This window comes from Novispirillum itersonii subsp. itersonii ATCC 12639 (assembly GCF_000381985.1).
In the GTDB taxonomy this organism is placed as follows: domain Bacteria; phylum Pseudomonadota; class Alphaproteobacteria; order Rhodospirillales; family Rhodospirillaceae; genus Novispirillum; species Novispirillum itersonii.
Genome location: NZ_KB907345.1, coordinates 18,953 through 31,340, shown reverse-complemented (window position 1 = coordinate 31,340; position 12,388 = coordinate 18,953). Strand labels below are relative to the sequence as shown.

The following is a 12,388-nucleotide window of genomic DNA, read 5'->3' as shown; positions in this document are numbered from 1 at the left end:
CTCTCTTACTCCTGTTTACCAGTGATCCAATTGAGAACCATTCTCAAAAGGCTAGGCTTCTCTTTCTTGCTGCCTAGGTCTTCCAGTTTTTTCAACTGGTCGTTTGCCTGCTGTTCTGCCGCTTCCCATGCCTCGATCCCGGTTTCAAGGGCTTCTTTTAACTTATCATTCATCTTCGTCTCCATCATCTCGCGCAAGATAATTACTCAAATATCTTTGCGCCATTTGCCAATATTTCCGGCTTTGATCGCGGCGTTCCTGCCGCTTTTTTACCTCCTCCTCCCGGTGGAAGGCGGCAGAACTTGCCGCTTCTTCCGCCGATGGTTCCCAGCTGGTGAAGCTGGTAACGGTGCCGAATAGTATGTGTTCTTCCTGATATTCCTCCATTTTTACCCCCTCCAAATGTATTTAACTGCCTCAATTGGTAGTTAAACCCACACTTTTAACTACACAACTGCTCAATTTTTACCTTGTTAGTTTCAAAGAACCCGTCAAGGGGGCCGACCCACAGGGAGTCTTGAAACGTTCCGGCAGTCAGTTCAAGCGCCGCTGCCGTCTGCTGTGAGACGATAACCATACTCCCAGTATGGTTAATCTTAACGACCAGAAACCAAGTGTCACCGGGGCCGCAGGCTTCCTGTGCCTGCCGAACCCACCCCTTCAGCTGTGCGCACTCAGTGCGCGTAATCAACTGATTAAATGGGAAATCTTTGTATGCCTTCGCCTCGATCACCATTCGCGGCAGCTCGTCTGGTGGACAAATATCCCCGCGATATTGTCGGGTTTGACCGGCGGAATACCGCATGATTTTGTGACTTTTTACCTCGATTTCTACGTCTCCCCGTCGCACAACGTGCTTGCCCCCAACCTTCGCACCGCTGCCGGGAGTCCTGACAAAAGACCCACCAAAAACGTTAGACAAGTGTGCTGCCACCTCCCGTTCCCATGTGTTACCCTTTTGCTTTCCATTTACCTTTGTCATTTCAAAGCCTCCAATTGCTGTCTTTTATTTACTCACCTCCTACCTCAATTAAATTATGCTTTTAATCTTTTTAAATGCCTCCATAAGCCCGTTTAAAGCCCGTACAGAGGCGGTAGGTTTTTTGCTCACTCCTTCCTTATTATGTGTCTTGAAGCTCTTCAGCGGGCTTCCTGCGCTTTCTGTCTCTACCGTGCCACAGTTTTTATGGGCGTCAAGTCTTTTTTCGCTTGACAATTCTCAACGTTTTTAAATTCGTTGCGAAATGTTCAGTCAGCACCGCGACTGACTGAAAATCTTTGTGTGAATTTCTCTTGATTCCCTGTGTCAAAACCTCCACCGTCTGCCTCGTTATCTGGGCTGCTGATCCGTTAACTCTGTATTTAATTGACAAATGTTGATGCTAAATACCTCTGACAGATCAGGAGGGATTGACAAATGTTTGATGAATCACAAAACCCCGTTCCCATGACTCCCCCGGAATGGGCTTCTCACGTTCCGCACTGGCAATTCGTGCCGGTCCGGGGAAAACGGCCCTTCATGCGTGACTGGCAGGATTGGCCTCACAGCTGGCAGGACGCGGCAGCATATGCGGCAGCTGATGGCATTGGTCTGCTTAATGGCCCTGTGTCCGGTGGGGTCATGAGCCTTGATGTGGATGGCCCGGAAGCTCTTGAATTCCTTGTGGAAATTCACCCAGAATTTGATCTTGATGGGGCGGTATGGTGGACTTCTGGCAAGCCTGATCGCTTTCAGGCGGCGTTTCAGGTTACGTTCCGGCACTGGGACGAGCTGAAGACATACAAAGCCGGTCCCGGTGGCGCTCTGGAATTTCGCTGGCATGGTTCCCAGTCTGTTCTTCCGCCGTCGCGCCATCCTCAGACTGGCGCTTACCTGTGGGGCGCGGCCCCTTCCGGGCCGCTGCCGCAGCTCCCAGACGTACTTATGACCTTCTGGCTTGATGCCTGTAAGCCTGTTCAGCAGGCGCACCCTGTGCGCTCCTATGCCCCGTCAGTGTCAGTCACAGACCCCGAATATTATAGGCTGGTCATCCTCTTAGACCTGATCTCGCGGGGGGGCAGGCTTCCATACTCAGACTGGCTTAGGGTCGTGTGGGGCGCAGCTCATATGGTCGGCCCTGCGCTGGCAGAATGCGCACTGCGTGCGACTCTGGGGGAGGAAAAGGGCGGGGAATATCACCAAATTCTGAGGGGTTATAAGCCCGGTGGCATCACTGCCGGAACTGTATGGTGGTATGCCTGTCAGGTCGCCGGGGAACAGGAAGTGAGGGAGGCGCTAAAAATGTAATAAAATATTGTAAACCAAGGACTTAATGCCGGATTGGTCCATATAAATACTTCCGGCACCACAGAATGGAAAGTGGTCCAAATGTAAAAAACCCATCAAAACGTGAGGTGTAATCATGGGTAATATTGTTTCGTTTCCGCCGCAGAACCAGCAACTTGACGACCTGAAAAACCAATACTTTGACGTTCAGGCCGCAATCGCTGATGTTAAGAATGATTCTGATTTGAGTGACCAAGACAAGGCAACGATGGTGCCGAATCTGCTCGTTCAACTTGGAGGATTGAAGCGGCAACTGAAGGCAGGCGGCGTTGATGTTTCGGCACTGGCGGCTGGCGATGGTGGGGCTGGTGCGATGACTCCTGCCGCGCCACAAGATTTGACAAGTCGGGTTGCTGAACTGATTGAACGGCTTGACCCCTACTATATTAGCAGTTTCAAGTCTTGGTCTATCAGGTCTGAGAGCGGCGAACGTGTACTTGTCGCGCCGGAAGCACTCAAATATTCACATATTCAGGCGCTTGGTGCTGGTGGAATCTCAGAATGGGATTCACAGATTCAATCAAGTGGCAGAATCAAACTGACTGTCGGTGCCTACCCCCCCGATGCTTGCCCCGGTGACGTGTTGAATCTGCTGGATGTCGCGCCGCTGCCTGCCGTGCCTGAATCTGGTCAGCCGCATTGGATTTTTGGCACATTACTTCAGTCTGTCTGTGGCGGTGATGAAGCTGCGGTGGAACACGTCGAACAACTGCTGGTGTTTAAATACCGGAACCCAGCTGACTTTACGATTCCTTGGTTGGTGCTGAACGATGCGGGGGGCACTGGTAAAACCCTTCTGGGGGATGTGGTTATTTCCCACATGTTCGGGCATCGGGCACACAGTGCTAATTTGTCAATCGATGCGGTGGTGGGGCGATTCACTGGTTCTGCTCTGACTGGCAAGCTGACAGGCATGGTCAACGAGGTTCCGGCAGACCGTACAGATATGAATTCGTTGAAGCAAGTCATTGGTTCGCCTACAATTTCAGTCGAGTTTAAGGGCAAGGACCGGCTTGCTGTAAACAATATGTTGTGGTGCGTGATGTCGAGTAACGATAAATCTGGTACGGTTCGGCTGTCCGGGGACTCAACAGACAGGCGCTTCAGTGTCGTGAAGGGCAGCAGACCCCTTAAAGATTGGATTGCTGACCGGCTCGGGGTGCCTGCCGACGAGGCGGAAGATTGGCTTTTCGGCGATGGGCAGCAGATTCTTAAAGATCGCGAACAATTCTCAATTTGGTTTAACTGCCTTCTGACAAAGCATTCTGACCTGCGTTCAGTTCGTGCGTTCCACGGTCGCGCATACCGGGAGTCGCTTGAAACAAGTATGCTGCCGTGTGAACGACTGGCGAGACATATATTCCAAGACGCTAATTTTACGCATATCAGTGTCGCTACACTGTTTGATTATTATTGCGCCGCTGCTGATTCTGCCGGAATTGCTCAAAAGTTCAGAAAGAACCGCAATTCTTTCATTGCTTTTGTCAAGTCGTGGATTGAGCTGAATGCCCCCCATCTGGAATATGTCAGGAACACCACATGGCGCGACGGGGCTGGGAACCGGCAGACCGTGACTGTCATTCGGCGGACTGATGCCGGGCCACTGGTTGATAACAATTCGCAATATCCGGTTGGGGCTTACAACCTCGATCTGTCGTTCCTCGATTGACATATCTACACACCATCACAACAAAACCCCCGGAAATCCGGGGGTTTTGTGTTTGTCTACGCGCCATCTACACAACTCCACACAATATCTACACACCATCTACACAGCTCGATTGAGTTGTGTAGATGAAAAAACAGGCTGAAACCCGCATGAATCCTAGGTTTTTTCATTTCGGATACGTAATATCTACACATCTACACAGCTTTTCAACTTGTTCCTTATATAACCTCTATCTCTCTCTTTATTTCCCCTAGAAGTTAAAAAGTTGTGTAGATGTGTAGATATTGACAAAAAAACCTCTGAAACCCGCATGAAACCTAGCTTTTTTCATCTACACAACTCCATTGAGCTGTGTAGATGGTGTGTAGATATTGGGGGAGTTGTGTAGATATTTTGGCATTTTCACCCCATTTTAGCCAGAAGTCAGCCATACGGTGTAGAACGAGTTTAAAAGCTGTGTAGATGTGTAGATGCGTAGATACTAATAAATACCCCTGTGACTTCACAGGAGAACAACAGAATGATTAATGAAAGTAAGTTGAGTCGGGAGTATTGGCAGGCAAAACAGAGAGCATTGAGGGTGATTGCGCGGGCATTCCGAGAAATTGACAAACTTCATTCCCCAGAATTCCGGGAAATCGCAAAATCATCCGTTGACGAACCATTCCTGCGTTATGTCAAGCGGAATGATGAAGATAAACCCACCCCCGAAGGGGGGAATTGACACAAAAAAACACCCCCTTTCGGGGGTGTTGACATTTTGGCAAATCATTTTTTCAGTCGATCAGCGATTTCCCCCGCGATTTGATTCAACTGGTCCGTAAAGAACCCCGCCTCAGCGGCAGCGCGAATTTTGTCAAAACCCGCCTCGACCAGATCGCGGGGGCCGACCCTGATGGCATCCCTGCCCCCTCCAAAATCCAAACCCCTCCTCGAATAAGTCGGCCTGATCCACCAGACCCCAGCGACTTCCCGCGCCCAGCGGGAAGAACCTCTACCAGTTGATGGCGCTCCCTCACGAAACAATTCTAGCTGTTTATCCAACTGGGTTAGGAAGTTTTGAAGCGGGTCTTTGCCAGTACGAACAGGCATAATTCCCAAATCAAAACCATCAAACCAGTTCTGAACGGGCTGTTCTGTCACACTTTTAGGCTTGGCTGCCATGTCTTTTGCCTCCGATTGAACTTTTGTAAATATGGAAGCAAAAGGGGACGAATAAGTCAATCAATATAGGTGCTGGTATGGATTTTTATAATGAGTTTGGTGAATGGCTGTCAAGAGGGGGAGCTAAACAGCTGCCATACGCGATGATGCGCGCCCTGAACAGTATGAGCTTTGAAGCTCGTCGGGAGCTGATTGATAAGATTGAATCGGAGTTTACCTTGCGGTCAGGCAACTTCATTCCCCGGTCAGTGAGCGTAACAAAAGCAACAAAAGATAGCTTAGAAGCAACAATTGGCATTTTGGAGCGGGCACAATTCCTGACCAAACATGAGGAAGGCGGCACCATCACCCCCGACAAGAAGAACCTCAATGTCCCGACAAGAAAGGTCAAAGGAACTACAAAAGTACCGCGCGCGATGCGCCCAAAGGCGCTGTTGAAGCGAGAAGATGTTTTCACAATGAACAGTCGAAAAGGAAAGGTCATTGCTCAGAGAATGCCCAATGGCGGAACTAGAACTCTGTATGGTCTGGAAGAGAAAAGCACTTATCAACCGCGCCTTCACTTTCAAGATACAATTGAGTCCGCCACACAAAAAAAGTTCTCAGACCTGTTATATAAGTACTTAATAGATGCCCTTAAGTGATAAATAGATGCGTAGGAAGCGAAGCCCTACACACCTCACTAGACTTAGCCCCCTAATGGACCTCACCCATTGGGGGGCTTTTTTTATTGGCAAATTGCTAAATACTTTCATGATGTTGTGTCTGTCTCTCCTCTCTCGTCTCCTGTCTGACACAACATTTAGGGGGGCATCACCAATAAAAAGCTATGGTTGGTAGGGCTGATGATGGTGTCCCCCGCTCCTGTAAATCAGTGAGCAAATGGGTAAAAACAGGAGGCAAAAGGCTGTTTTCTGCTAGGAAAAGGCCATTTTGAGAGAGAAAAAGCCTATTTTAGTCTAGAAAGGGCCTAAAATAGGGTAAAAATAGGCCAAATACGGCAAAAACCGTGCCAAATGGCCCAAAATAACCCCAAAAATGGGTCCCTCTGGCCCTTTTTCAAATTGGGGTGGTGCGCTCGCGCATATGTTTCGCAGCCACTCATAAAAAAAATCAAGTTTACAACAAAAAAATCATCAAAATGACTAAATAATCCTGACACAGATCAGGAGAAAAGCAATTGACTAAGATGAATATCAGTGAACTAGAGATTGAACTTGGAGTCAGCCGCCAGACGCTACACAAGTACAAGCGCCTTGGTGTGATTGTGTCAGATGAACACGGCAAGTTCGATCCTGATGAAGTTCAAACTGCCATCCTTGAATACAAGAATGGCGCTGGTGCCGAACAAGAAACAGAGACTTCAGCATATTGGAAAGCAAGACGCGAAAAAGCTAACGCGCTGCTGGCAGAATTGGAGCTAGAAAAAGAGCAAGAAAAGCTCATTGAATACGACTCAGTAAAGGCACTTGTCGGGGAAGCCGTGACTGAACTGAAGGCAAGTGTGGCCGAACTTCCGGCATCCCTTTCCCGCGCCCTTCTGTCATGTCAGGACGCAGAAGAAGCAGAAAAGCTGATTGAATCTGAACTAAACAGAGTAGTTGGTAAGTTTCGGAGCGCATTGAATGACCTCCGGCACTAAGATTAATCAACTAATCGGGCTGATGGTTGAACTGCTGGAAGAGCAAGAGGTAATCCCACCAGCTGAATGGCTGGAAGAACATATGATTCTTAGTTCTGCCGGGGGGTCTGCCATCACCGGGCCGGTGCGGTGGAGCAAACCGCAGAGGGATTTGTTAAATTTTTATGGCGCACCGGGTGCGCAAAAGATCGTCGTTGTCGGCGGCGCACAGGTCAGCAAAACCACAATGTTAATGGGGCTTTCCTTGTGGGCAGCAGTACATGAGCCTTCCCGCCAGCTGATCGTTAGCACAGACGAAGCCAGCGCAGCTGACTTGTCAAACACCAGACTGGCGAGTTTCATTCAGGAAAGCCCACTCCTCACTGAACATTTTGCGGCTTTTAAGTCAAGAACCGCACAAAATACTATTCTTTCTAAAAGTTTCCGGGGGGGCAGTGTGACCTTTGCGTCACAGAACAGCCCGTCTCAGCTGCGCGGGAAAAGTATCAAACATTTGTTTTTGGAAGAAGTGAGCGGCTGGGGCGGAACCTCCGGTGGAGAAGGTTCCCCCGTTCAGTTGGCGCTTAATCGCGCCACCACGCATAAGAAGATGCGAGCTGTTGTTAACTCAACCCCCGGAACCCGTGACCTATGTCAGCTGGAACCACTCTGGAATGACTCAGATCAGCGCGAGTTTTTTGTTCCTTGCCACCATTGCGGGCATGAACAGGTCTTGGATTGGCGGAACAAAGATGGAACATTCCGCGTCAGGTGGGAGCGCGACGAAGTGGACAGACCATTGTTCCACACCGCGCAATATTATTGCTCGTCGTGCGGCGAAGGCTGGAATGACACGGAACGAAAGAAGAACATCAACAGGGGGGAATGGCGCGCCACCCGCTCCGGGGGGCAATGGATTGGCTTCCGGTTTCCGACGCTCCTGTCAGACTTAACCAGCTTGGAGCGGCTGGCGATGGATTGGGAAAGCACTAAAACAGGCGGCTTGAACGCACTTCAGAGCTTTGTAAACAACAAGTTAGCGGAATGGTGGTCGGATGCTGGCGCAAGACCAGACGTAATTAAGCTCAATGACAGAGTTGAAAGCTATTCACCACAAACAATTCCCAATGAAGTGGTAGCACTTACCTGTGGTGCTGACGTACAGAAAGACAGAATTGAATTGGAGATTGTCGGCTGGGGCGCTGGTCTGGAAAGCTGGTGTATAGACTATCGAGTAATTCCGCTTCCGCCAGAAGACCCTGAAGCATGGGACCAGTTAAAGACCATTATTTCGCAGCAATATACGCGAGTTGATGGGGTAGTTCTCCCAGTTAAACTGACGTTTGTTGATACGTCATACGAATCAACGAATGTAACAAATCAGATTGAAAGACTTAATAGAATCGCCCCCAAAACCGGCCCTATCCTTGGGGTACGGGGTAGCAACACGTATGACTCCCCAATCATTTCCCAGCGAATCACAGAACTGAAAGGCAATGGGCGTAAAGTTCTTACGGTTGGAGTTAGCAAGGCTAAGGAACAAGTATACACTTCGCTAGAAATTGAACCATTACTAGATGAAATTACTAAACAAATCCAGTCAGGTAAGAACGGATACTGCCATTTCCCAGAACACCTGCCTGATAATTACTTCCGTATGCTTACGGCGGAAGAGAAAAAGAGCAAAACTGACCCCAAAACAGGCAGAAAAACACACTATTGGTACTGCGCCTCTGGCGTCAGAAACGAAGCACTTGACTGTAGAGTGTACGCGCTTGCGGCAGCATATTCCCTTACTTTGAACATGAATGAGACACTAAAACGCATTGAAGACACGAATAAAGGCACGCAACAGGCACGTCAGCAGCAAGCAAATACCCCATCCCGCATAAATACTTCTACTGGATTATTCGCGAATGGTGGTAACAATGGACGTTTTTCAAGGTTTTAGTATTCATGTTGAACCAAAGAATAAGCAACAGAACGGCGTTTATTCTTTGATTCTATCCGGCCCTGCTGCCCTGTCAGTGGGTGGCGATGCTGATGGCGTGATGCTTGATGAAAGCGCAACCAGTGCGCTACCAGCTGGTGAATATGACTATTATCTAATTTTCACATCTGACGCAGGAAGCCGCCAGATCGTGGAACAGGACAGGCTGACCGTCAGGTCTGCCCCCGGCGCTGTCACTGACGTTCGTAGCTTTGCCGAATGCGCACTCAGTGCGCTGGAAGCGGTCTTGACCAATCAGGCAACCTTCGAACAGCAATCATTTTCAATCGCAGGCAGAACCCTTCAGAGTCGGAGCTTGTCAGAGCTGGTGAATTTGCGAACCAGTCTCAGAAACGAGGTGGCGCGGGAGAAGGCCACACGCGAAGGCCGCCCCGTGATCGCCTCCTCCCCCATCATTTTTAAAAATTAATTAATAGGTGTAGATATGAATTGGAAGTTTTGGCAACGGAAGAACAAATCAGAAACGGAAGTGCGCAGCGGATGGGGCGACTTCAACGGGTCCCCACTTCAGAACACCTTGGGCCTTACAAATCAAAGCAATAAACATAAAATTACGAACAATCTGAAAGGCGCACGGGGTGCTTCCCGTCATGCCGCCAGCGTAAACCCTTACGCGGCTAGGGCTATTCAGCTGTCTAGAATCAACACCCTTGGTTCCGGCCTTCGCCTGTCCCTTCGCCATCATGTGGACTTCCAGACTGTGACGTTGGAAGACCTGAAAGCCATTGAAAATCTCTTTTGGGAGGCAGGTAAAAGCATAACTGTTGACGGAAGACACACATTTAAAAGCCTTTTGGAGCTAATTGAACGTACTGAACTGGTGGATGGTGAATGCTTTATTCGGCTTTATAAGACGGACGAAGGCATCAAATGTCAGGTGCTGGAAAGTGATCAGGTAGACGAAACGATCAATCGTGAACTTCCGGGTGGCTCGTTCATCGCAAATGGCATTGAAATGAACCAGTTCGGCAAAGTGACGGGGTATCACGTAAGAACAAGCCTTGATGATTACTATATTCCCAACGGCAAGACTGTATTCATCCCGGCAGAAGAAATCATTCATGTCTTCCGGCAAGAAAGCGCCTCTGCTGTTCGGGGGTTTCCATACTTTAACAGCTCTTTGTCTAAACTTCAGTGGGTCGATCAATTTCAGGATGCCCACCTGCTGGCATCAAAAAAAGCAGCAGTTACCGACTCTTGGCTAGAAGCTGCTGATATGGGCTTCGGGGATGTTCCGCAGGTGCCGTTTGAATTGGGTAGTACGCCAGTTATTCCAGCTGGATTGAACTTAAAGTTCACAGAAAGCCCGTTCCCGAGCGCAGAACACGCAACAGTAATTAAGTCAAGTCTCCGGGGTGCTGCCGCAGGCATGAACCTGTCATATAATAAATTGGCGGGTGACTTTGAATCTGTAAGTTATTCATCTCTGCGAGAAGACAAACTTTTAGAAAAAGCACACTATAAGCGCCGTAGAGAGTTCATCATTGAGAAATTCTGTACTGTATTCTTCAACAAGTGGGCAGCTTTTGAACAGGAACTTGGTAATATTCCGGCCTATGTTGAGCTGTCTGAACTTGATGATGCTGCCGTCTGGTCTGGTGACGGGTGGGAGTGGGTCGATCCGCTGAAGGATGCGCAGGCAATCCAGCTTCAACTTCAACTTGGTCTTGTCACTCCATCGGAAGCCCTACAGGAACTTGGCAAAGACTTCCGGGACCACCTTAGCCAGCTAAAGCAAGATAAAGCCCTGATGGAAGAGTTCGGAATCACCATCGGGCAGCTTGCTGAAAGCATTAAACCAGATAATACAGCTGAATAAGGTCATAAAAACATAAATACAGGCACCTAAAACTAATAAAGGTGCCTGTAATTATGGATAAAAAGTATTATCGCGCTGGATCCATTGAACACCGTGATGGTGTCATTACCCTGTCATTCGCCAGCGAAGCCCCATATCCGCGTAAGTTCGGGAACGAAATCCTCTCGCACAAAGAAGGAGACGCGGATTTCTCGTTCATTTCCAGCGGAAATGCCCCCCTCCTCCTCGATCACGATCACGAAAAGCTAATTGGTGTTGTGGTCAATGCCACTATTCAGGATTCGCGATCAATTGCTGAAGTTAAATTCAGCAATAACCAGCTGGCGCAGGAAGTCTTGAAGGACGTGCTAGACGGAATTCGCAAGAATGTGTCCGTTGGCTATGTCATTACGGACATGAAGAAGACTGGTTCTGATGTTGTTTGTAAGTGGAAGCCGTTTGAAATCAGTCTTGTGAGCGTTCCAGCTGATGAAAGCGTCGGCATTGGTCGCGCAATTGGAGAAGAAGACGAAGAAGAAGGCACTGAAGGCACTGAAGACACGGTTGAAGAGGTTGAAGACACGGTTGAAGACACGGTTGAAGACACGGTTGAAGACACGGTTGAAGGCACTGAAGACACGGTTGAAGACACGGTTGAAGACACGGAAGAACCGGCTGAAGATGTGACCGTTGAAGTCACTGTTGAAGAAGAAGACGAAGAAGAAGATACGGAAGAAGTCAATACTAAAAATGCCTCCATGATAAATAAAACGAACAATCGTTCTGTTTTTGATATCAAAAGAGGTAACAATATGACTGAAAATATTACCCGCACGGCTGGCATTATTTCTAACCGTGGTTCTGATTTTGACTTTGCCGGGCAGCTGCGCGCTGCCACTGAAGGCGGTTCCCGCTCTTTCCAGCTGCCGACTGAAACCCTGTTCCGCGCCTCTACCACTGCTGGCGTAGGTGGCGAATTTACCACCATTTCTCAGGCTGGGGTTGTGCCAGCCCTGCTGAATGCGTCGGTTCTGGCCTCCCTCCCGGTGCGAACGCTGTCAGGGTTGACCGGTCAGGTTCAGATCCCCGTCGAACTGTCTGTTCCGTCTGTCGGTGCCTACAACGAAGGTGCTACTGTTAGCGCCTCTGACATTTCTACCAGTGGTATTACGCTGGTGGGCAAGCGCCTACAGGCTGTTGTTCCGGTCAGCATGGAACTGATGTCGCAGGCCGGTTTCAGCGTCGAATCCTATGTGGTTGATGCCCTGCGTCGCGCACTGAGTGCGCAGTTTGAAGCCTATGTTCTTGGCAAGGTGCTGGGAACCGCTGGTATTGGCTCGGTTGATGCCACTTCCGGCTTTGGCTTCACCGAACTGGTGAGCATGTCCGGCATGGTCGCGGCTGCCAATGCTGTCAATCCGACTTACATCTTCAATAGTAAGACTGAAGCCCTGCTGAAGCGCACCCCGGTTCTGGTTGGTACAGACTCCTACCGTTGTATTACCCAGAAAGGCACGACCGCTGAAGGTAGTAACTACCTCGTTACCAATCACCTGACGGCCTCCCCGAAATCGGTGGGTCTTGCCGGTGATTTCAGCCACCTCACCGTGGCCGACTGGGGCGCTCCTGTCGTTCTGGTTGATCCGTATTCGCAGAAAAACAAGGGCCAGATTGAAGTCTCGATCAGCATGATGGTTGATGCCGCCGTGACCAACCCGGCTGCGTTCGTGAAGGCTATCAATATTACTGCGTAATGGCACTGTAATCGAACACTTGAATAAATACCGGGAAGCAATTTC

13 protein-coding genes are annotated in these 12,388 nt (G+C 49.3%); 9 read left to right on the top strand and 4 right to left on the bottom strand.

Going from position 1 to position 12,388, the window contains the following annotated elements:
* Positions 1-5: 5 nt before the first annotated feature.
* The 3 genes from G365_RS0113580 to G365_RS23855 are packed head-to-tail and all read right to left on the bottom strand — an operon-like array spanning position 6 to position 982.
* The gene (locus tag G365_RS0113580) at positions 6-173 is read right to left on the bottom strand and encodes a hypothetical protein (RefSeq protein WP_155976277.1); all 168 of its coding nucleotides are present in this window, start codon (positions 171-173) and stop codon (positions 6-8) included.
* On the bottom strand, positions 166-387 hold the full coding sequence (locus tag G365_RS23860) for a hypothetical protein (RefSeq protein ID WP_155976276.1): 222 nt from the start codon (positions 385-387) through the stop codon (positions 166-168). Before G365_RS23860 ends, G365_RS0113580 begins: the two co-directional genes overlap by 8 nt.
* Positions 388-442: 55 nt before the next feature.
* On the bottom strand, positions 443-982 hold the full coding sequence (locus G365_RS23855; RefSeq protein ID WP_155976275.1) for a putative PDDEXK endonuclease: 540 nt from the start codon (positions 980-982) through the stop codon (positions 443-445).
* A gap of 435 nt (positions 983-1,417) precedes the next feature.
* On the opposite strand from G365_RS23855, the gene G365_RS23045 reads away from it, so the two are divergent.
* The 3 genes from G365_RS23045 (at position 1,418) to G365_RS23850 (ending at position 4,719) form a co-directional block, all read left to right on the top strand.
* On the top strand, positions 1,418-2,287 hold the full coding sequence (locus tag G365_RS23045) for a bifunctional DNA primase/polymerase (RefSeq protein ID WP_019646072.1): 870 nt from the start codon (positions 1,418-1,420) through the stop codon (positions 2,285-2,287).
* 115 nt (positions 2,288-2,402) lie between these two features.
* On the top strand, positions 2,403-3,995 hold the full coding sequence (locus tag G365_RS0113565; protein WP_019646071.1) for a primase-helicase family protein: 1,593 nt from the start codon (positions 2,403-2,405) through the stop codon (positions 3,993-3,995).
* Positions 3,996-4,515: 520 nt separating this feature from the next.
* A complete protein-coding gene (locus G365_RS23850; RefSeq protein WP_155976274.1) occupies positions 4,516-4,719 on the top strand; it encodes a hypothetical protein in 204 nt (67 codons plus the stop codon).
* A 44-nt stretch (positions 4,720-4,763) separates the two neighbouring features.
* Here G365_RS23850 and G365_RS0113560 read toward each other — a convergent pair whose 3' ends face one another.
* Positions 4,764-5,159 carry a hypothetical protein gene (locus tag G365_RS0113560; RefSeq protein ID WP_019646070.1) on the bottom strand — a complete coding sequence of 132 codons (396 nt, stop codon included), beginning with the start codon at positions 5,157-5,159 and terminating at the stop codon, positions 4,764-4,766.
* Between the two features lie 77 nt (positions 5,160-5,236).
* Between G365_RS0113560 and G365_RS0113555 the strand changes: the two genes are divergently transcribed.
* From G365_RS0113555 to G365_RS0113530, 6 genes are all read left to right on the top strand, one after another.
* Positions 5,237-5,803 (top strand): hypothetical protein, encoded by a 567-nt coding sequence (locus G365_RS0113555; RefSeq protein WP_019646069.1) that lies wholly within the window; start codon positions 5,237-5,239, stop codon positions 5,801-5,803.
* 536 nt (positions 5,804-6,339) lie between these two features.
* Positions 6,340-6,801, top strand: a complete 462-nt coding sequence (locus G365_RS0113550) for a hypothetical protein (RefSeq protein ID WP_155976273.1) — start codon at positions 6,340-6,342, stop codon at positions 6,799-6,801.
* Positions 6,785-8,731: a terminase gpA endonuclease subunit gene (locus G365_RS23565; protein ID WP_081628562.1), complete on the top strand. Its 1,947-nt coding sequence runs from the start codon at positions 6,785-6,787 to the stop codon at positions 8,729-8,731. The genes G365_RS0113550 and G365_RS23565 overlap by 17 nt, the downstream gene beginning before the upstream one ends.
* A complete protein-coding gene (locus tag G365_RS23845) occupies positions 8,697-9,200 on the top strand; it encodes a hypothetical protein (protein ID WP_019646067.1) in 504 nt (167 codons plus the stop codon). Before G365_RS23565 ends, G365_RS23845 begins: the two co-directional genes overlap by 35 nt.
* A 15-nt stretch (positions 9,201-9,215) precedes the next feature.
* On the top strand, positions 9,216-10,610 hold the full coding sequence (locus G365_RS0113535) for a phage portal protein (protein WP_081628560.1): 1,395 nt from the start codon (positions 9,216-9,218) through the stop codon (positions 10,608-10,610).
* A 53-nt stretch (positions 10,611-10,663) separates the two neighbouring features.
* Positions 10,664-12,343 carry a phage major capsid protein gene (locus G365_RS0113530; RefSeq protein WP_019646064.1) on the top strand — a complete coding sequence of 560 codons (1,680 nt, stop codon included), beginning with the start codon at positions 10,664-10,666 and terminating at the stop codon, positions 12,341-12,343.
* Positions 12,344-12,388 lie beyond the last annotated feature (45 nt).

Bases quoted from the DNA above. Each gene is read 5' to 3' on its own strand.
- G365_RS23565 (WP_081628562.1), top strand. From the start codon at position 6,785: ATGACCTCCGGCACTAAGATTAATCAACTAATCGGGCTGATGGTTGAA.
- G365_RS23850 (WP_155976274.1), top strand. From the start codon at position 4,516: ATGATTAATGAAAGTAAGTTGAGTCGGGAGTATTGGCAGGCAAAACAG.
- G365_RS0113560 (WP_019646070.1), bottom strand. From the start codon at position 5,159: ATGGCAGCCAAGCCTAAAAGTGTGACAGAACAGCCCGTTCAGAACTGG.
- G365_RS0113530 (WP_019646064.1), top strand. From the start codon at position 10,664: ATGGATAAAAAGTATTATCGCGCTGGATCCATTGAACACCGTGATGGT.
- G365_RS0113565 (WP_019646071.1), top strand. From the start codon at position 2,403: ATGGGTAATATTGTTTCGTTTCCGCCGCAGAACCAGCAACTTGACGAC.
- G365_RS0113580 (WP_155976277.1), bottom strand. From the start codon at position 173: ATGAATGATAAGTTAAAAGAAGCCCTTGAAACCGGGATCGAGGCATGG.
- G365_RS23045 (WP_019646072.1), top strand. From the start codon at position 1,418: ATGTTTGATGAATCACAAAACCCCGTTCCCATGACTCCCCCGGAATGG.
- G365_RS23845 (WP_019646067.1), top strand. From the start codon at position 8,697: ATGGTGGTAACAATGGACGTTTTTCAAGGTTTTAGTATTCATGTTGAA.
- G365_RS23860 (WP_155976276.1), bottom strand. From the start codon at position 387: ATGGAGGAATATCAGGAAGAACACATACTATTCGGCACCGTTACCAGC.
- G365_RS0113555 (WP_019646069.1), top strand. From the start codon at position 5,237: ATGGATTTTTATAATGAGTTTGGTGAATGGCTGTCAAGAGGGGGAGCT.
- G365_RS23855 (WP_155976275.1), bottom strand. From the start codon at position 982: ATGACAAAGGTAAATGGAAAGCAAAAGGGTAACACATGGGAACGGGAG.
- G365_RS0113535 (WP_081628560.1), top strand. From the start codon at position 9,216: ATGAATTGGAAGTTTTGGCAACGGAAGAACAAATCAGAAACGGAAGTG.